The organism is Aminobacter sp. MET-1 (genome assembly GCF_026521175.1).
In the GTDB taxonomy this organism is placed as follows: domain Bacteria; phylum Pseudomonadota; class Alphaproteobacteria; order Rhizobiales; family Rhizobiaceae; genus Aminobacter.
This window is the reverse complement of the sequence record NZ_JAMSHL010000007.1, coordinates 173,007-191,197: the sequence shown is the minus strand read 5'-3', so window position 1 is coordinate 191,197 and position 18,191 is coordinate 173,007. Positions and strand designations below refer to the sequence as shown.

Here is an 18,191-nt window from a genome sequence, read left to right as displayed (position 1 = left end):
CGCCTGCCGACGGGTGCCGGGCGACCTTGGTTTTGCATCAGGCCTTCTTGCGCTTGTTCTGGCGGTGCTGGTCGATGATCACGGCCGCCACGATGATGATGCCCTTGATGATTTCCTGATAGTAGGCGCCGACCTTGAGGAAGGTGAAGCCCGAAGTCAGGACACCGAGGATGATCGTCCCGATCACCGTGCCGGTGATGCGCCCGACGCCGCCCGACAACGAGGTGCCGCCGATGACAGCCGCCGCAATGGCGTCGAGCTCATAGGCCACGCCCATGCCCGGCTGGCCGGAGGCGGCACGCGCCGCCGTCATCACCCCTGCCAGGCCCGAAAGCAGGCCGGCGATGGCATAGACCTTGACCAGATGGCCGCCGATATTGATGCCCGACACGCGCGCCGCCTGCGGATTGGCGCCGATGGCGTAGGTGAACTTGCCGTAGCGTGTGTAGCCCAGTGCAATGTGGAAGATGACGGCGACGAGCAGGAACACGATGACCGGCAGAGGCAGCGGAAAGCCCAGGATGTTGAAGCTCTTGCCGAACCAGGTGAAGCTGTCGTCGAGCAGCGCCACCGGCTGGCCGAGCGTGTACCATTTGGCGAGACCCCGCGCCGACACCATCATGCCGAGCGTGGCGATGAAGGGCGGTATCTTTGTTCGAGCGATCAGCGACCCGTTGATCGTGCCCGCAATCAGACCGACGCCGAGACCCGCCAGGATCGCCCAGATAGGCGATATGTCGGTCAAGGAGGGATAGACGGCGCGCGGATTGACCGATGTCTGCGCCAGGCTGGCCGCCACCATGGCCGCGAGGCCGACGACCGAGCCCGAGGACAGGTCGACGCCGGCGGTGATGATGACCTGGGTCACGCCGACCGCGATGATGCCGATCACCGACACCTGCAGGATGATGATCGACAGGCGCTGCTTGTTGGCGAGGAAGCTGTCGCCGACGAAGATCCAGCCGAGAATCTCGAAGACGATGGCGATGCCGATCAACACACCCAGGATCGAGACCTCGGGCGGCAGGCGCTTCTTGCTTCCGATGACGTTTGCGGGGCTCGCAATCTCGTTCGTCGACATGGTTCTTCCACCCTTGAGCTAGTTGGCGCCGATCAGTGCGACGCGAGTTCCATGATCTTGACCTGGCTGGCTTCTGCGCGGTCGAGGAAGCCGGTGACGCGGCCCTCATGCACCACCATGATGCGGTCGCTCATGCCCAGCACCTCGGGCATCTCCGACGAGATCATGATGACCGCCACGCCCTGCCCCGCCAGCTTCGAGATCAGGCGATGGATTTCGGCCTTGGCGCCGACGTCGATGCCGCGCGTCGGCTCGTCCAGGATCAGGATCTTCGGCTTGGTCAGGAGCCAGCGCGCGATCAGCACCTTCTGCTGGTTGCCGCCGGAAAGATTGATGATCGGCTCTGCCATGTCGGGCGTTTTCACCCTGAGCTGCTGGCTGATCTCGACCGAATCCCTGGCCAGGTGCTTCTGCTTGACGAAACCGTTCTTGACATAACCCGACTGCAGCACCGCCATCTGGGTGTTTTCCTGGATGTCGAGCAGCAGGAAGCAGCCGGTTTCCTTGCGATCCTCGGTCAGGAACGCCATGCCGTGCTTCATCGCCGTTGCCGGGCTGTCGATGCGCACTGTCTTGCCGAACAGCTCGATCGTGCCGGCGTCCGACGGCGTCACCCCGAACACGGTTTCGGCGATGTTCGAACGGCCAGAACCGACGAGCCCTGCAATGCCGAGTATCTCGCCCGAGCGCACGTCGAAGGAAACGTCCGAGAATACGCCCTTGAGCGTCAGCCCCTTGGCCGACAGCACGACATCGCCGATCGGCACCTCCTCCTTGGGGAACATCTGGGTGATCTCACGACCGACCATCATGCGGATGATGTCGTCGCGGGTGACTTCGGTCGACGCTTTGGTGGCGATGTACTTGCCATCCCGGAACACCGAGAATTCGTCGGCGATCTCGAACAGCTCGTTCATCTTGTGAGTGATGTAGATGATGCCTTTGCCCTGCTCGCGCAGCGCCCGGATGATGGTGAACAGGTGGTCGACCTCGCGCTCGGTCAGCGCGGATGTCGGCTCGTCCATGATCAACACGTCGGATTCGTAGGATACGGCCTTGGCGATCTCGACCATCTGCCGGTTGGCGACGCTCAGCGTGCCGACCTGGATGTCGGGATCGATGTCGATGTTGAGGCGCTTGAACAGCGCTGCCGTCTTGCGCCGCATCTCGCCATGGTCGACGAAGCCCAGACGTGTCAGCGGCTCGCGGCGGATCCAGATGTTCTCGGCCACCGTCATCGGCGCCATCAGGTTGAGTTCCTGGTGGATCATGGCGATGCCATGCTCCAGCGCGTCGAGCGGGCCCTTGAGGCGGATATCCTCGCCGCGCAGCTTGAAGGTGCCGGTGTCGGGCGTGTAGATGCCGGCCACGATCTTCATCAGCGTCGACTTGCCGGCGCCGTTCTCGCCCATCAGCGCATGCACGCTGCCGCGCTTCAATCTGAGCTGGACGTTGTCGAGCGCAAGCACGCCTGGAAATTCCTTGCGCACATTCTCGACCTCGAGAAGATAGCCGTCGTTCACCGCAGCGGCGCCTGCGGGGGCCGCTTCCATCGTGCCTGTGCCGTTCATGGCGATCGGTCCTCCCAGACCCGGCCCGGCGCTTGCGCGGGGGCACAGTCTATCAGGGGAAATGCGCCGCCGCCGAGCGGCGGCGCATTGAGTGGATCATATCAGTTCTTGGACGTGAACTGGTCCATATTTGCAGGCGTCACCAGCTGGAACGGAATCCAGACCTTGGCTTCGACCTTGTCGCCCTTGGCGAGCTTCATCGCCGCATCGACAGCACCGCTGCCCTGGCCGGCCGCGTCCTGGAACACGGTCACGTCGAGATCGCCGGCCTTCATGTAGGCAAGCGCTTCCTGAGTGGCGTCGACACCGCCGACGACGACGTCCTTCATGTCCCAGCCGGCCGCCTTCATGGCGTTGATGGCGCCGATGGCCATGTTGTCGTTGTTCGAGATCACGGCGTCGGGCTTGTGGCCGGCGGCGATCCAGTTGGTCATCAGGTCCTGCGCCTTGACCGGATCCCAGCCGGCGGTCTGTTCGTCGATGATCTTCATGAACGAGCAGTCCGGCGTGGCGATGACGTCGTGGACGTCCTTGGTCCGCATCTGCGCTGCTTGGTTGGCGAGATCGCCCTGCATCACCAGGATGCCGGCTTCGGTCTTGCCGGCTTCCTTGAGGATGCGGCAGACTTCCTTGGTCTCGAGCGTGCCGGAATCGGCTTCGTTCGAAGCAACGAACGCACCCTTTGCGCCAAGCGCATCGACGTCGATCGGCTGGCGGTTGACATAGACGATCGGAATGCCGGCGTCGTTGGCGAGCTTGGTCATCGGGGCTGTCGCCGAGGTGTCGACGGCGTTGACGATGATGGCATCGACCTTGGCGGCGATGAAGTTCTGAACCTGGCTGAGTTGCTTGTTGACGTCGTCGTCGGCGATTTCGATGACGACCGGCTGCTTGGCGTCGGCTGCGGCCTTTTCGATGCCCTTGCGCAGGACCGTCAGGAAGGTGTCCGAATTGGCCATGCTGACACCGATGTCGCCGGCAAATGCAGAACCCGTCATCAGCGCGGTCATGGCAGCGCCGAGCAAGAATTTCTTCATGATCACTCTCCTCCAACAATGGTGTCCGGCTGCACCCCGTTGTGCCGGAAGCCCGCGGTCATGCCGAAGGCCCGTCTCTGCGGGCGCCACCATCGCTCCTCCGCGATGCAAAATGTGCCGCCCGTTTCCCGATGCCAGCCCTGATTTCAGAATGTTCGGGCCGTGCTTTTTGTATATGAAATATTTATTCCATATTTCGTGTGAACGTCAAGAGGCATTCCATCGCTGGCCGATCAATCTTTGCGTGAAAAGCGCACCTCAGACGGTTGCAACCGGCCGGACGGGGACCGCCCTGCCGTTGCAGCGGCTTACAGCCGTTCGCGGATGAACGCGATGCTCTCGGCAAGTGCGGTGCGCGGGTCGGCAAGCTTCTGCACAGCAGGCGAAAACGGCTCGAAGGACAGCAGTCCCTGATAGCCGCCCGAAAGCAGCGCCCGGATCTGGCCGACATTGTCGAGGCGGTCGGCTGCATCGACCAGGACGCGGTGCGGATCGCGCATGTCGGGCACAGTCACGGCCGGATCATCGACACCCGAAATGTGCACCAGTCCGGTCATGCCGGGAAAGATATCGGGCTCGCCGGCCAGATGATGATGGAATGTGTCGTGCACCATGCGGAACGTTGCCGTGCCGCCGACATCCTCGATGGCTTCGGCGGCCTCGCGCTTGGAACGCAGCGAGCAGATTTCGAAGCCGAGCGGTTCGACCAGGCCGCGCACGCCACGATCGCCGAGAATGGTCTTCAGCGCCGACAGCGCCGTCCTCAGATTGCGCTGGCGCTCGCCATCCGCCTGCCCCGTGCCGTCATTGACCGGCACCAGAACCAAAGCCTGCGCACCTACGTCGCGCGCGTAATCAGCGAGTTCGATCGCCTCGGCTTCCCGCGCCGTATTCCATTCGTTGAAGCGCTGCAGCGCATTGATGCTTGCAATGGATATTCCATTTTCCGCCGCGAGCGCCCCGACAGCGGCGGCCGGCGTGCCGTCGACGATGGCGTTGCCGGCGAGGTCGTTGCGGATTTCGACGTCGCTCAGGCCGAGCTCGCGGCTGAGCGCAAAGAACGCCGCAGGCTTCAGGCCCGGAGCCACCATATGGTTCAGCGCGAATGTGAGCTTGCTGGTCATGCCGAATTTCTCCTCCGCGGGCGACAGGCCTCGATATTTACGTTCCATTCTACTCGTAAAACGGAATAGTCAATCCGGAAGCTGAGCGGAATCTATCATTCGCTGATAGATTCGGATGGACGGCGGCCGCTGTCGCCGCCGAGCCACGCCGGCGCCAGGCTCACTCAGATGTTTTCGGGCAGATAGATGTCGAACGGCAGGAAGGTCTGCCCGGGCGCATTGGCCGCCCCCGCCTCGATCGAATGCGCCATCAGCGCGACGAGCTCGCGGCACAGCGGTCCGAGCGGCGTCGCAATGACCATGACAGCCAGATTGTCGGCGAGCGCGGCGCGGGTATCGGCTGTTATCTCGTTGCAGATCAGCGCCGGCAGTGGGTCGGGCCGCACCTGCCGCAGCGCCGAGATCGCCCCCTCGATGCCGCCGCCAGCCACATAGCAGCCGACGAGATCGTCATGCTGCTTGAGCAGATCGCCGAGCACCTGTTGCGTGATCTCGTGGGACTCGTGATTGACGATGGTCTCGAGCAGCGTGAATTCGGAGGCATGCTCGCGGAAGAAGGCGCGGAAACCGATCTCGCGCAACTCGTGGCCGTGGAAGCGGTGGCTGCCGACAAGCAATGCCACCTTGCCCGGCCGTCGCGCACATTTCGAGATCATCCAGGCAGCCGAGCGCCCGACCTTGAGATTGTCGATGCCGACATAGCCCTCGCGGATGCCTGACGCGAAATCCGACAGCAGTGAGAACACCGGCATGCCGCGCTCCTTAAGCTCGGCCACGGCAGCCGTCACGCTGGGATGGTCGGGACTGACCAGCGCCACCGCATCGCAGGTCGCCGCCAGCCGTCTCAGCCTCTCCAGAATCTCCTCGGGCGCAAGCGTGTCGGCGAATTCGATGACACCAGTGCCGCGAAAACCAGTCGACTGGGCGATCGCCTTCTCCAGCTCACCGGCGAAAGCGCGGTAGAAAACATCCTGCGGGCGCAGCAGAACGAAGCCGAGCCGATACACCGGCAGCTCCTTGCGCATGCGCTGCGCGATCAGCCCGGCGGCATGATAGCCGATCGATGTCGCGGCCTCATAGACACGACGCTGCGTTTCCTCGCGTACCGGCAGCCGCCCGTTCAGCACCCTGTCGACGGTGGCGACGCTGACGCCCGAGGCCTGGGCGAGATCGGTGATGGTCGGGCGCTTGCTCATGTCCAATCCCTGGATTTGGTCGCAGCTTAACGCACCATGATAGAAAATGATAGAAACTATCAAAGCATGATTGAAAATATCGCATCATGAGCTACCATTCTTCCAGTGAACGATGTCCGGCGCCCATCGCGGACCTGTTTCCGACTTCCAGGGAGAGAGCCATGACCGTGACGCCTTCGGCGCGCGACTACAGCCTTGTGGGAGAAAGCGCGCGCCGCGCCGTCGAGAGCGGCCTTGCCGCCGCCGAGTGGTATCACACCGACATTCCGCGCAAGCAGATGAAGGAGCTGATGCAGCGCTCCGACGGCCCGGCCATCCGCGACACGGCAATCTGGCTCGGCCTGCTCATCGCCTTCGGTGCGGCCGGTGCAGCACTCTGGGGCAGCTGGTGGTGCGTGCCTTTCTTCCTCTGCTACGGCGTGCTCTACGGTTCGGCCACCGACTCGCGCTGGCATGAGTGCGGCCACGGCACGGCCTTCAGGACGCCATGGATGAACGACGCGGTCTACCAGATCGCCTGTTTCATGATCATGCGCAATCCGGTGACCTGGCGCTGGAGCCACACCCGCCATCACACCGACACCGTCATCGTCGGCCGCGATCCCGAAATCGCCGTCATGCGTCCGCCGGACCTTCTGCGCGTCGTGCTCAACTTCTTCGGCCTGCTCGACGCCTGGCACGCCATGGTCGACATGGTCCGCAACGCATCAGGCATCATCGGCAAGGAAGAGAAGACCTTCATCCCCGAAAGCGAGCAGCCCCGTGCCATCCGCATCGCCCGCATCTGGCTCGCGATCTATGTGGCAACCGTGGCACTCGCGCTTTATCTCGGCTCGTGGCTGCCGCTGATGCTGGTCGGCCTGCCCCGCCTTTACGGCGCCTGGCACCACGTGCTGACCGGCCTGTTGCAGCATGGCGGCCTCGCCGACAACGTCGTCGACCACCGCCTCAACAGCCGCACCGTGCTGATGAACCCCATCAGCCGCTTCATCTACTGGAACATGAACTACCACGTCGAACACCACATGTTCCCGATGGTGCCCTATCACGCACTGCCGAAATTGCATGAGATGATCAAGCACGACCTGCCGGCGCCATCTCAGTCCATGTGGCAAGGCTACCGCGAAATGCTGCCGGCCTTCGTCCGCCAGCTCCGCAACGAGGACTATTTCGTCAAGCGCGAGCTGCCGCCGACGGCGCGGCCCTATCGCGAGGAGTTCCACAGCGAGGCAGCGCTTGCGGCCGAATAGCCTCCCAAGGCGCCCCGCATTCCAAAATCCCAGGGAGAGAGACATGAGTGACTGGATCGAGGCCTGTACGACTGAGGACATCGACGAGGAAGACGTGATCCGCTTTGACCATGCGGGCAGAAGCTTCGCCATCTACCGCAGCCCGGAAGACGAGTTCTTCGCCACCGACGGCCTGTGCACCCACGAGCAGATTCACCTCGCGCAGGGGCTGGTCATGGGCGACATCATCGAATGCCCCAAGCATAACGGCCGCTTCAACTACAAGACCGGCGCCGCTCGCGGCGCGCCCGTCTGCGTCAACCTCCAGACCTATCCGGTCAAGGTCGACGGCGGCAAAGTCTTCATCCAGCTGGGTTGATCGACATGACTGCGGGAATGGTGATCATCGGTGCCGGCGAGTGCGGCACGCGCGCCGCCTTCGCCCTGCGCGAGGCGGGCTATGACGGCAAGGTCACGCTCATCGGCGCCGAATCCCACCTGCCCTATGAGCGCCCGCCGCTCTCCAAGGAAGCCATGACGGGCGACGAAGCGCCTTCGCTCAAGGCCATCGCCGATGCTGCGCGCCTGGCCGAGCACCGCATCGACCTCAAGGGCTCGACGAACGCCACCTGCATCGACAGGGCCAATCGTTCGGTGCGCCTCGCCGACGGTTCCGACCTCGCCTACGACAAGCTTCTGCTGGCCACCGGTGCCGTGCCGCGCAAACTGCCGCTTCAAGGCATGGGTCCGCGCTCGGTCTATCTCCGGACCTTCGACGACGCGCTCCTGATCCGCAGGCATCTTCGCCAAGGTGTCCACGCGGCCATCGTCGGTGGCGGTTTCATCGGCCTCGAGCTGGCAGCTTCGGCCCGCAAACTCGGCGCTGAGGTGACCGTCATCGAGGCACAACCCCGCATCCTGATGCGCGGCGTGCCCGAGGAAATCGCCGCCATCGTCCATGACGCTCACACGGCCGCCGGTGTCGAGATCGTCTGCGGCGACGGCATCGCCTCAATCGAAGACGACGGCGAGACCGTGCGCATCACACTGTCGAGCGGCCGCGCGATAGTGGCCGACCTCGCCGTCATCGGCATCGGTGCGATGCCGGTCACAGCACTCGCCGAAACTGCCGGCCTCGCCCTCAACAACGGCATCTCGGTCGACGCTCGTCTGCGCACCAGCGATGCCGAGATCTTCGCCGCCGGCGACTGCTGTTCCTTCCCGCTCGCCATCTATGGCGACCGCCGCGTCCGTCTCGAAGCATGGCGCAGCGCCCAGGAACATGGCGCACTCGCTGCCCGCAACATGCTCGGATCGGAAGAACCTCACGCCGGCGTGCCGTGGTTCTGGTCCGACCAGTACGGCCTTACCCTGCAGATCGCCGGCCTGCCCGACGAAGGCGAGCGCACTGTCCGCCGCGATCTCGGTGACGGTGCTTTCATCCTGTTCCATCTCAAGAACGATGGCCGCTTGGTCGCCGCCAGCGGCATCGGCCCCGACAATGCGGTCGCCCGCGATATCCGGCTTGCCGAGATGCTGATCGGCAAGATGGCCAGCCCCGATCCCGAGGCCCTGGCGTCATCGGCCATCAAGCTGAAAAGCCTTCTCTGAGGCGACGTCACACGGCTGACATCGAGCCGCGTTGCCAATAGATCATTGTTGCCCCCTGGCTGCGGATTCGCTTCGCGGCTCTCCCGCCTGCAACCTACGGAAAAGCCATGTCCGAACGAAACTACGTGCTGTCTCTGTCCTGCGACGACAAGCCCGGCATCGTCGCCGCCGTCACCACCGAACTCGCCTCGATGGGCGCCAACATCGCCGAGAGCAGCCAGTTCTGGGACCGCCAGACCAACCGCTTCTTCATGCGCATCGCCTTTGCCGCCCCCGAGAAGCTCGACCGTGAAAGCGTCGAGCGCTCGCTGAAATCGCCCATCGACCGCTTCGGCATGAAGACCGCGCTCGTCGATCAGGCGCGCAAGCCGAAAATCATCGTCATGGTCTCCAAATTCGACCATGCCCTGCTGCACCTGCTCTACCAGATCCGCGTCGGCTGGCTGAACGCCGAGGTCGCGGCCATCGTCTCCAATCATGAGGATAGCCGCCGTACCGCCGAGATCGAGGGCATTCCGTATCATTGCTGGCAGGTCGCCAAGGACAACAAGGCCGAGCAGGAAGACAAGCTGTTGGCCCTGGTCAACGAGACCGGCGCCGAGCTGGTCATCCTCGCCCGCTACATGCAGGTCTTTTCCGACAGCCTGTCGAAGCGGCTCTACGGCCGCGCCATCAACATCCACCACTCGTTCCTGCCGAGCTTCAAGGGCGCCAAGCCCTACCACCAGGCGCATGAGCGCGGCGTCAAGCTGATCGGCGCCACCGCCCACTACGTCACCTCCGACCTCGATGAAGGCCCGATCATCGAGCAGGAGACCGAACGCGTCAGCCACGCCATGACGGCGGACGATTTCGTCGCAGCCGGCCGCGACATCGAAAGCCGGGTGCTGGCCCGCGCGGTGAAGTACCACCTCGAATCCCGCGTGGTCATCAACGGCCACAGGACCGTTGTGTTTTAAGCCTTTCCGCACTGGCATCCGGCCGGCAGTGGTGACACTGTCTGCCTGCCCGAGAGCAATTCCAGGAAAACCGTGCAGCGGTTTTCCGTCCGGATTGCTTGAGAGGACAGAGTGGGATCCGTGCTTCGCAGAAACGCGGGACCGACTCTGGGGGCAAGCTTGAGGAGTGTCAAAATGCCGGTCAGCGAATTCGGAAGGATGCCCGATGGTTCGGTGGTCGAGGCCATCTCGATCGCGGCCGGGGGCATCGAAGCCAAGGTGCTCACCTTCGGCGCAACGCTCGCCAACCTCGTCGTCGCGACGCCAGGAGGCCCGCGCTCTGTCATTCTCGGCTTCGACAGCCTCGACGGCTACCTGACCCATGGCGGCTATTTCGGCGCCATCGCCGGGCGCTCGGCCAACCGCATAGCCGGCGGCCGCTTCACGCTCGACGGCACGGAACACCAACTCGATCTCAACGAAGCCGGCCGCACCCACTTGCATGGCGGTTCGGACGGTTTCTTCCGCCGCAACTGGACGATTATCGACGTCAGCGAAAGCTCTGTGCTGCTCGGCCTGACCTCGCCTGACAGCGACCAGGGTTACCCCGGCAAAGTCATCGTCACCTGCCGCTATTCGGTCGACAAGAGCCGCCTGCGCATCGCGCTCGGCGGCCGCACCGATGCGCCCACCCTGATGAACCTCGCCACCCACGCCTATTTCAATCTCGACGGCTCAGGCTCGATCCTTGACCATCGCCTCAAAATCGCGGCCGAGGCCTATACGCCTGTCGATGCCGCGAGCATCCCCACTGGCGAGGTGCCGGCGGTCGACGGCAGCCTCTTCGATTTCCGCGAGCTGCGCGCCGTCCGCAACGGCCCTGACGAAACGCATCAAGCCTACGACCACAATTTCGTGCTCGCCATGCAGCCGGCGCCCGAACCCTGGCATGCCGCCCGGCTGGAGGGACCGCGCTCCGGCATCCGTCTCGATCTCTGGACCACCGAACCCGGGCTGCAGTTCTACGACGGCGTTCACCTGCCCGTCGCCCCCACACTGCGCGGCGGCATCGAAGGCGTCCGCCACGGCGCGCTCTGCCTCGAGCCGCAACGTTTCCCCGACGCGGCCAACCATCCGCATTTCCCGAGCGCCGTGCTCAGGCCCGGCGAGATCTACTCGCAGATGACGGAATATCGTTTCTCGATGGTCGAGTGAGCAGGGCCTAGACCCACCCGCCATCGACGACGAAGTTCTGCGCCGTGCACATGCGCGAGTCGTCGGCCGCCAGAAACAGCGCCATGCGCGCGATGTCTTCCGGCGTCACCCGTCCCGAAAGACACTGCGCCTTGTCGATCTCGGCATTGGCGGCATCGTCGACCCAGAGATCGAGCTGGCGTTTTGTCATCACCCAGCCCGGCACCAGCGTGTTGACGCGGATGCCGTGCTTGCCCAGGTCGCGGGCGAAGGAGCGTGTCATGCCATGGATGGCCGCCTTCGACGCCGCATAGACAGGATAGCCGCCCGAGGCCTTCATCCAGCCGATCGAACCGAAATTGACGATGGAGCCGCCGCCCGCGGCGGCCATGCCCGGAGCCACGGCCTGAATGGCGAAGAAAGCATGGCGCATGTTCACCGCAACACGGCCGTCGAAATAGTCGGCCGTCACCTCGCGCCAATCGTGCCGGGTATCGTTCGCCGCATTGTTGACCAGCGCCTGCACGGGACCATGCAGTGCCTCGATCTCTGATATCGCGGCGCGATAGGCCTCGATGTCAGTGACGTCGCAGCGCCGAAACGCCACTGTTGCGCCGCCGTCGTTCAGTTCGGCCGCCAAGGCGTCGCCTTCGTCTTGCGCAAGGTCGACGAAGCCGACCCTGGCCACTTGGCCTGCAAATGCCCGCACCAGCGCCTCGCCGATACCAGTGGCCCCGCCTGAGATCAGCACCGACCGGCCCTTGAGGCTCGGATAGCGCCCGAACTGGTTCTCGCTCATCGCCCTGGCCTCCTCACAACGCCCTGATGGCCACGGGCGCGCTCGCCCTGGCCTGCTTCAGCGGATTCCGCAGCGGCAGCCCGAAGCCCTCGGCCTCGATCTCGAACACATCGCCAGGCTCGGCCCGCACCCCGTCGGCGAAGGAGAGCGTTGCGGTGCCGAACATATGCACATGCACGTCGCCCGGCTGGCGAAACACGCCATATTTGAAATGATGGTGCTCAAGATTGGCAATGGTGTGGGACATGTTGGCCTCGCCCGACAGGAACGGCTTTTCCCACACGGTCTTGCCGCCGCGCTGGATACGCGATGTGCCCCTGACGTCGGCCGGCAGCTCGCCGATCAATATCTCGGGACCGAAGGAGGCGTTGCGCAACTTCGAGTGGGCCAGATAGAGGTAGTTGATCCGCTCCGTCACATGATCGGAAAACTCGTTGGCCAGCGCGAAGCCGATCCGGTAGGGCGTACCGTCATCGCCGACCAGATAGACACCGGCGATCTCCGGCTCCTCGCCGGCGTCGAGCGCGAAATGCGGCGACACCAGCGGCTTGCCGGGATCGACCACCATGTTGCCGTTACCCTTGTAGAACCATTCGGGCTGGACGCCTGCCTGCCCGCGGCCCGGCTTGCCGCCTTCAAGCCCCATGCGGAACATCTTCATGGAATCGGTCAGCTGTTCCTCGCCATCGGCCAAAGCCTTCTTGTGCATGCTGTCGCGCGTCGCGGCCGAGCCGAGATGGGTGAGCCCGGTTCCAGTGAGGTGCAGATGCGCCGGATCGGGATGCCGGACCGGCGACGACAGCTGCCCCGCCTTTTGCGCGGCCACCAGATCGACAGCTTCGCCAAGCCCGCGGTCGGCAACGACGGCGGCAAGCGTCGTCCCCGCCCGTACCGCTTCGAGCGCTAGCGCATAGATCGACTTGGCGTCGTTGACCAGCCGCGCAACCTCGCCGTCACGGACCGCAACCCGCCCCCTGCCGTCAGCGGAGACAATCTGGGACATCAGCATTTCGGCACTCCTTTCGTTTCGCCACAGCCGGCCTCGCATCCGACGATCGGCAAAAACCTTCTTCTCGCGCGGCAGCTGCCGCACGTTCAAACTCTTGTCTTTCAGATAGCGGCGCCCGGCTTTCGCAGGCCCGCGCTCGGCCTCTCCCCGGGCCTATGTCTTCTTCTTGTTGTACAGGTCGAACGCCACCGCCCCGAGCAGCACCAGCCCCTTGATGACCTGCTGCCAGTCGATATTGATGCCCATGATGCCCATGCCATTGTTCATCACGCCCATGATGAACGCGCCGATGACAGCGCCGGCCACTTCGCCGACGCCGCCCATGGCGGAAGCGCCGCCGACAAACACGGCCGCGATCACGTCGAGCTCCATGCCCGCACCCGCCTTGGGCGTCGCCTGGTTGAGGCGGGCGGCGTAGATCAGCCCGGCAAGCGCTGCCAGCATGCCCATGTTGACGAAGACGAGGAATGTCAGGCGCTCGGTGTGGATGCCCGAAAGCTTGGCAGCCTTCTCGTTGCCGCCCATGGCGAAGATACGTCGGCCAAAGGTCATGCGTTTGGTGATGAACACGAACAGCGCAATCAGGATGCCCATCACGATCAGCACATTGGGCAGGCCCCTGTAGGACGCGAATTTGTACATCAGGAACATGATGATGCCTGCAATCACCAGGTTCTTGGCGACGAACAGGGCAAAGGGCTCGGCCTCGTAGCCATGGCTCTCCCGGCTTCTGCGGCTTTGCAGCGCAAAATACAGCATCGCCGCCACGATCAGCACGCCGATCAGCAGGGTGGTCGTATGCAACGACAGGCCGGTGTTGGGGATCGCAGCGCCCGAAGCGTTGAGCTGCGGCTCGATGATCGTCCAGCGCCCGATCACGTCGGGAATGAAGCCGGCGCTGAGCATCTGGAAGCCGGTCGGGAACGGCCCGACCGAGCGGCCGCCGAGCAGCCACAAGAGCAGGCCCTTGAAAACCAGCATGCCCGCCAGCGTGACGATGAAGGAAGGGATCTTCATATAGGCGATGAAGTAGCCCTGCGCGCCGCCGATGACGCCGCCGACGGCGATGCAGCAGATGGCGGCAAGCAGCGGATGGAAGCCGTAGTCGACCATCAGCACGGCCGCCACCGCGCCGACGAAGCCGGCCACAGAGCCGACCGAGAGGTCGATGTGCCCTGCCACGATGACCAGGAGCATGCCGAGCGCCATCACGACGATGTACGAATTTTGCAGCACCACATTGGTCAGGTTGACCGGCAGGAACAGGATGCCGTTGGTCATGACACCGAAAAAGCCCATGATCGCCATGAGCGCGAGCACCAGGCCGTACTGGCGCAAATTCTCCTTCATGGCATCGCGCGCCGTGGCCTTGGCCGCATTGGTGGTCGTGCCGGCGGTGTCAGTGCTCATGATGCAGCCCTTTCCTCCCCACGGACGATCGCCCGCATGATCTTTTCCTGGCTCGCCTCGTGCCCGGCCATCTCGCCGACGATGCGGCCTTCGTTGAGCACATAGATGCGGTCGCAGATGCCAAGCAGCTCCGGCATCTCCGAAGAGATGACGAGGATGCCCTTACCCTCCTCGGCCAGCTTGTTGATGATGGTGTAGATCTCGTATTTCGCGCCGACGTCGATGCCGCGCGTCGGCTCGTCCAGGATCAGCACGTCGGGGTTGGCAAACAGCCATTTGGACAGCACCACCTTCTGCTGGTTGCCGCCTGAAAGATTGCCGGTGATCTGATAGACCGACGACGAGCGGATATTGGTCTTGCGGCGATATTCGTTTGCGACCTTCAGTTCCGCCATGTCGTCGATGACGCCCGTCCTCGATACGCTCGGCAGGTTTGCAATGGTCACGTTGTGCTTGATGTGGTCGATGAGGTTGAGGCCATAGACCTTGCGATCCTCGGTCGCGTAGGCGAGCCCGTTGGCGACCGCCTTGCCCACTGTCGATGTGTCGGCCTTCTTGCCGTGCAGCCAGACCTCGCCGCTGATGTTGGTTCCATAGGTGCGGCCAAAGACGCTCATGGCGAATTCGGTGCGGCCCGCACCCATCAAGCCGGCAATGCCGACGACCTCGCCCTTGCCGACCTTGACGTCGATACCCTTGATGACCTGGCGTTCCGGGTGCAGCGGATGGTGCACCGTCCAGTTCTTCACCTCGAAGATGGTCTCGCCGATGTTTGGCGTGCGCGTCGGATAGCGGTCTTCCATCGTGCGTCCGACCATGGAGGTGATGATCCGGTCTTCGGTCACCTCGTCCCTGCCCATGGTCTCGATGGTCTGGCCGTCGCGGATGACCGTGACGCGGTCAGCCACCTTCTTCACCTCGTTGAGCTTGTGCGAGATCAGGATCGAGGTCATGCCCTGCCGCTTGAACTCGAGCAGCAGGTCGAGCAGAGCGGCGCTGTCCTTTTCCGAAAGGCTGGCCGTCGGCTCGTCGAGGATCAAAAGCTTCACCTCCTTGGCCAGGGCCTTGGCGATCTCGACCAGCTGCTGCTTGCCGGTGCCGATATTGGTGATGAGCGTGTCGGGATTTTCGCGCAAGCCGACCTTGCGCAGCAGTTCGGCGGCGCGGCGGCGCGCCATGTTCCAGTCGATGATGCCGAAGCGGGTCTGCTCGTTGCCGAGGAAGATGTTCTCGGCGATCGAAAGCAGCGGCACCAGGGCCAGTTCCTGATGGATGATGACGATGCCGACGCGCTCGCTGTCATGGATGCCGTGGAAACGGCACTCGCGCCCTTCGTAGTGGATCGCTCCCTCGTAGGTTCCGTGCGGATAGACGCCCGAGAGAACTTTCATCAGCGTGGACTTGCCGGCGCCGTTCTCGCCGACGATGGCATGGATCTCGCCTGCCTCGACGCTCAGATTGACGTTCGACAAGGCCTTTACGCCCGGAAACGTCTTGGTGATGTCGCGCATCTCCAGGATGGTCTGGCCCATCGTCCTCTCCCGTTCGGACAAGCTCAGGCGGATGCCGGACATTGTAGCCTACAAAGGCTGGATGGAAACCGGAAGGCCCGAGGGCCTTCCGGTCGCAACGATCACTTCAGGTCGTCGGCCTTGATGTAGCCCGACTTGACCACGATTTCCTCGTAGTTCGACTTGTCGACCGACACCGGCTCGAGCAGGTAGGACGGGACCACCTTGACGCCGTTGTTGTAGGTCTTCTCGTCGTTGATCTCCGGCTTGCCGCCGGCAAGTGCGGCGTCCACCAGATTTGCGGTCACCTTGGCGAGCTCGCGCGTATCCTTGAACACGGTCGAGTACTGTTCACCGGCGATGATCGCCTTGACCGAAGGCGTCTCGGCGTCCTGGCCGGAGATGATCGGCCACGGCTGGTCCGCAGTGCCGTAGCCGACGCCGCGCAGCGACGAGATGATGCCGCGCGACAGGCCGTCATAGGGGGCCAGAACTGCATCGACGCGGCTGCCGTCCGAGTAGTTGGCCGACAGGATGTTGTCCATACGGGCCTGGGCAACGGCGGCATCCCAGCGCAGCGTTCCGACCTTCTGCATGCCCATCTGGCCGGACTTCACCACCAGCACGCCCTTGTCGATCAGCGGCTGCAGCACGCTCATGGCGCCGTCGTAGAAGAAGAAGGCGTTGTTGTCGTCGGGCGAGCCGCCGAACAGCTCGATGTTGAACGGACCCGGCTTTTCGGGATAGCCGAGGCCCTTGAGCAGCGAATTGGCCTGGAGCACACCGACCTTGAAATTGTCGAAGGTGGTGTAATAGTCGACGTTCGGGCTCTGGCGGATCAGGCGGTCATAGGCCACCACGATCGAGCCGCCGTCATGCGCCTTCTGCAGCACGTCGCTCAGCGTGGTACCGTCGATCGAAGCGACCACCAGGGCCTTCGCCCCCTTGGTCACCATGTTTTCGATCTGGGCCAGCTGGTTGGGGATGTCGTCTTCGGCATATTGCAGGTCGACGGTATAGCCCTTTGCCTCGAGCGCGGCCTTCAGCTCGTTGCCGTCGCTGATCCAGCGCAGCGAAGACTTGGTCGGCATCGCAATGCCGATGGCGCCCTTGTCCTGGGCGTGGGCCTGATAGGACATGGCGGCGAGGCTCACCGCGAGTGCGGCGACGAGTGTCTTGATGATCTTCACCTTCTCTCTCCCTTGTGAAATGCCGGCGCGCGGGCACAAACGCTCGCGCGTGGCCTCGCCATGAATGGCGCGGCAAAGCCAGAACTGCGTGTCATCCTCCAGGGTCGCGAGCGCTGCGTCTCCTCCGCTCGATGAGCCAACCGGGCTGGCATCGCACTCGCGACGATGACAAGTTCACGGACGAAACCATAACAGTCAAATGCAAATATCGGCTGTTCCTATGCCATTTACGATATGCCAGACTGTGGGATCGCCTCCTGCAGGAAAGCATCGCACATGGTCGATCTCGCCACTGATGCCAGAGTGCCCGGCGCCCAGTTGCGGCTGAACGAGAGTGAGACGCTGTTGCGCAGCGGCCTCAAGCTCAGGCACATGCGCATGGTCGTTGCACTCGACGACCACGGACAGATCAGCGCCGCAGCCCAGCTCATGAACATGTCGCAGCCGGCCGCCTCGCGGATGATCGCGGAGATCGAGGGCATCATCGGCGTCGACATCTGCGAAAGGCTGCCGCGCGGCGTGAGACTCACCTCCTATGGTGCCGCGCTCGCCCGTCGCGGCCGCGCCATCCTGCTCGAGATGCAGCAGGTCGACCGCGAGATTTCCGATCTCAAATCGGGCAAGGGCGGCTCGGTTGCGATGGGCGCGGTGACGGCGCCAGCGATCGAACTGGCGGTGCCGGCAATCCGCAAGATCCGCGAGCGCTATCCCCGCGTCGAGATCAGCGTCCAGGTCGAAACAAGTGCGGTGCTGGCGCGCGAGCTGCTCGCTTCGCGCCACGACTTCATCATCGCCCGCATTCCCGACGATCTCGATCCACGCCTGTTCGACAGCCGCATCATCGGCGTCGAAAAGGCCTGTCTGATTGCCCGGCGCGGCCACCCTCTCACGTCAGGCGGCACCGTCGACCTGGAAAGGCTCGCCGAATACGATTGGGTGTTCCAGCCGGGCGGCTCGCTGTTGCGCCAGACCATGCAGGGCATCTTCATGAGCCGCAACGTGCGCATGCCCGACCGCGTCCTCAACACCAGTTCGCTGCTGCTCACCCTGGTCATGGTGGCGCAAACCGACGCCATCGCGCCCATTGCCATCGAGGTCGCCGATTTCGTCAACAGCAAGAACGGCCTCGCCGGGTCGATCGAGGTCGTGCCGATCCCGTTCGAGATCAACGTCCAGCCCTACAGCCTGATCACCGTCCGTGGCCGCACGCTCTCGCCCACCGCGCAGCTGCTGCACGATCACATACTGCGCGAGATCGCCTAACAATGCCCCCTCACCGGCATGGCGAAGC

At 63.6% G+C, this 18,191-nt stretch carries 16 protein-coding genes; 6 read left to right on the top strand and 10 right to left on the bottom strand.

The window, feature by feature from the left end; genetic code table 11:
- Positions 1–37 precede the first annotated feature (37 nt).
- The 5 genes from NDO48_RS12790 to NDO48_RS12770 form a co-directional block, all read right to left on the bottom strand.
- On the bottom strand, positions 38–1,081 hold the full coding sequence (locus NDO48_RS12790) for an ABC transporter permease (protein WP_267321573.1): 1,044 nt from the start codon (positions 1,079–1,081) through the stop codon (positions 38–40).
- A 32-nt stretch (positions 1,082–1,113) separates the two neighbouring features.
- Positions 1,114–2,652 (bottom strand): sugar ABC transporter ATP-binding protein, encoded by a 1,539-nt coding sequence (locus tag NDO48_RS12785; RefSeq protein WP_018429222.1) that lies wholly within the window; start codon positions 2,650–2,652, stop codon positions 1,114–1,116.
- A 101-nt stretch (positions 2,653–2,753) separates the two neighbouring features.
- Positions 2,754–3,689, bottom strand: a complete 936-nt coding sequence (locus NDO48_RS12780) for a substrate-binding domain-containing protein (RefSeq protein WP_018429223.1) — start codon at positions 3,687–3,689, stop codon at positions 2,754–2,756.
- Between the two features lie 308 nt (positions 3,690–3,997).
- Positions 3,998–4,813 (bottom strand): TIM barrel protein, encoded by an 816-nt coding sequence (locus tag NDO48_RS12775; protein WP_026227453.1) that lies wholly within the window; start codon positions 4,811–4,813, stop codon positions 3,998–4,000.
- 164 nt (positions 4,814–4,977) lie between these two features.
- Positions 4,978–6,009 (bottom strand): LacI family DNA-binding transcriptional regulator, encoded by a 1,032-nt coding sequence (locus tag NDO48_RS12770; RefSeq protein WP_018429225.1) that lies wholly within the window; start codon positions 6,007–6,009, stop codon positions 4,978–4,980.
- 161 nt (positions 6,010–6,170) lie between these two features.
- Here NDO48_RS12770 and NDO48_RS12765 point away from each other — a divergent pair, with 161 nt between their 5' ends.
- The 5 genes from NDO48_RS12765 to NDO48_RS12745 all read left to right on the top strand — a co-directional run bounded on the left by NDO48_RS12765 (position 6,171) and on the right by NDO48_RS12745 (position 11,002).
- On the top strand, positions 6,171–7,259 hold the full coding sequence (locus tag NDO48_RS12765) for a fatty acid desaturase family protein (protein ID WP_018429226.1): 1,089 nt from the start codon (positions 6,171–6,173) through the stop codon (positions 7,257–7,259).
- Between the two features lie 43 nt (positions 7,260–7,302).
- The gene (locus tag NDO48_RS12760; protein WP_018429227.1) at positions 7,303–7,617 is read left to right on the top strand and encodes a MocE family 2Fe-2S type ferredoxin; all 315 of its coding nucleotides are present in this window, start codon (positions 7,303–7,305) and stop codon (positions 7,615–7,617) included.
- 5 nt (positions 7,618–7,622) lie between these two features.
- Entirely contained in the window at positions 7,623–8,849 is a 1,227-nt protein-coding gene (locus NDO48_RS12755; protein ID WP_157632783.1) for an NAD(P)/FAD-dependent oxidoreductase, read from the top strand.
- A 107-nt stretch (positions 8,850–8,956) separates the two neighbouring features.
- Positions 8,957–9,808, top strand: a complete 852-nt coding sequence (purU, locus tag NDO48_RS12750; RefSeq protein ID WP_018429229.1) for a formyltetrahydrofolate deformylase — start codon at positions 8,957–8,959, stop codon at positions 9,806–9,808.
- 174 nt (positions 9,809–9,982) lie between these two features.
- Complete coding sequence (locus tag NDO48_RS12745) at positions 9,983–11,002, top strand: aldose epimerase family protein (RefSeq protein ID WP_267321572.1); 1,020 nt, start codon at positions 9,983–9,985, stop codon at positions 11,000–11,002.
- Positions 11,003–11,009: 7 nt separating this feature from the next.
- Here the strand turns inward: NDO48_RS12745 and NDO48_RS12740 are convergent, their stop codons facing one another.
- From NDO48_RS12740 to chvE, 5 genes are all read right to left on the bottom strand, one after another.
- Positions 11,010–11,780 carry an SDR family NAD(P)-dependent oxidoreductase gene (locus tag NDO48_RS12740; RefSeq protein ID WP_267321571.1) on the bottom strand — a complete coding sequence of 257 codons (771 nt, stop codon included), beginning with the start codon at positions 11,778–11,780 and terminating at the stop codon, positions 11,010–11,012.
- Between the two features lie 13 nt (positions 11,781–11,793).
- Entirely contained in the window at positions 11,794–12,789 is a 996-nt protein-coding gene (gene araD1 / locus NDO48_RS12735) for an AraD1 family protein (RefSeq protein WP_026227455.1), read from the bottom strand.
- Between the two features lie 153 nt (positions 12,790–12,942).
- Positions 12,943–14,199, bottom strand: a complete 1,257-nt coding sequence (gene mmsB / locus NDO48_RS12730; RefSeq protein ID WP_018429233.1) for a multiple monosaccharide ABC transporter permease — start codon at positions 14,197–14,199, stop codon at positions 12,943–12,945.
- Entirely contained in the window at positions 14,196–15,731 is a 1,536-nt protein-coding gene (gene mmsA, locus NDO48_RS12725; RefSeq protein WP_267321570.1) for a multiple monosaccharide ABC transporter ATP-binding protein, read from the bottom strand. The genes mmsB and mmsA overlap by 4 nt, the downstream gene beginning before the upstream one ends.
- Before the next feature lie 101 nt (positions 15,732–15,832).
- Entirely contained in the window at positions 15,833–16,900 is a 1,068-nt protein-coding gene (chvE, locus tag NDO48_RS12720; RefSeq protein ID WP_018429235.1) for a multiple monosaccharide ABC transporter substrate-binding protein, read from the bottom strand.
- Between the two features lie 276 nt (positions 16,901–17,176).
- Here chvE and NDO48_RS12715 point away from each other — a divergent pair, with 276 nt between their 5' ends.
- Positions 17,177–18,163: a LysR family transcriptional regulator gene (locus tag NDO48_RS12715; protein WP_267321569.1), complete on the top strand. Its 987-nt coding sequence runs from the start codon at positions 17,177–17,179 to the stop codon at positions 18,161–18,163.
- Positions 18,164–18,191: the final 28 nt, after the last annotated feature.

Bases quoted from the DNA above. Each gene is read 5' to 3' on its own strand.
- NDO48_RS12790 (WP_267321573.1), bottom strand. From the start codon at position 1,081: ATGTCGACGAACGAGATTGCGAGCCCCGCAAACGTCATCGGAAGCAAG.
- NDO48_RS12785 (WP_018429222.1), bottom strand. From the start codon at position 2,652: ATGAACGGCACAGGCACGATGGAAGCGGCCCCCGCAGGCGCCGCTGCG.
- NDO48_RS12780 (WP_018429223.1), bottom strand. From the start codon at position 3,689: ATGAAGAAATTCTTGCTCGGCGCTGCCATGACCGCGCTGATGACGGGT.
- NDO48_RS12775 (WP_026227453.1), bottom strand. From the start codon at position 4,813: ATGACCAGCAAGCTCACATTCGCGCTGAACCATATGGTGGCTCCGGGC.
- NDO48_RS12770 (WP_018429225.1), bottom strand. From the start codon at position 6,009: ATGAGCAAGCGCCCGACCATCACCGATCTCGCCCAGGCCTCGGGCGTC.
- NDO48_RS12765 (WP_018429226.1), top strand. From the start codon at position 6,171: ATGACCGTGACGCCTTCGGCGCGCGACTACAGCCTTGTGGGAGAAAGC.
- NDO48_RS12760 (WP_018429227.1), top strand. From the start codon at position 7,303: ATGAGTGACTGGATCGAGGCCTGTACGACTGAGGACATCGACGAGGAA.
- NDO48_RS12755 (WP_157632783.1), top strand. From the start codon at position 7,623: ATGACTGCGGGAATGGTGATCATCGGTGCCGGCGAGTGCGGCACGCGC.
- purU (WP_018429229.1), top strand. From the start codon at position 8,957: ATGTCCGAACGAAACTACGTGCTGTCTCTGTCCTGCGACGACAAGCCC.
- NDO48_RS12745 (WP_267321572.1), top strand. From the start codon at position 9,983: ATGCCGGTCAGCGAATTCGGAAGGATGCCCGATGGTTCGGTGGTCGAG.
- NDO48_RS12740 (WP_267321571.1), bottom strand. From the start codon at position 11,780: ATGAGCGAGAACCAGTTCGGGCGCTATCCGAGCCTCAAGGGCCGGTCG.
- araD1 (WP_026227455.1), bottom strand. From the start codon at position 12,789: ATGCTGATGTCCCAGATTGTCTCCGCTGACGGCAGGGGGCGGGTTGCG.
- mmsB (WP_018429233.1), bottom strand. From the start codon at position 14,199: ATGAGCACTGACACCGCCGGCACGACCACCAATGCGGCCAAGGCCACG.
- mmsA (WP_267321570.1), bottom strand. From the start codon at position 15,731: ATGGGCCAGACCATCCTGGAGATGCGCGACATCACCAAGACGTTTCCG.
- NDO48_RS12715 (WP_267321569.1), top strand. From the start codon at position 17,177: ATGGTCGATCTCGCCACTGATGCCAGAGTGCCCGGCGCCCAGTTGCGG.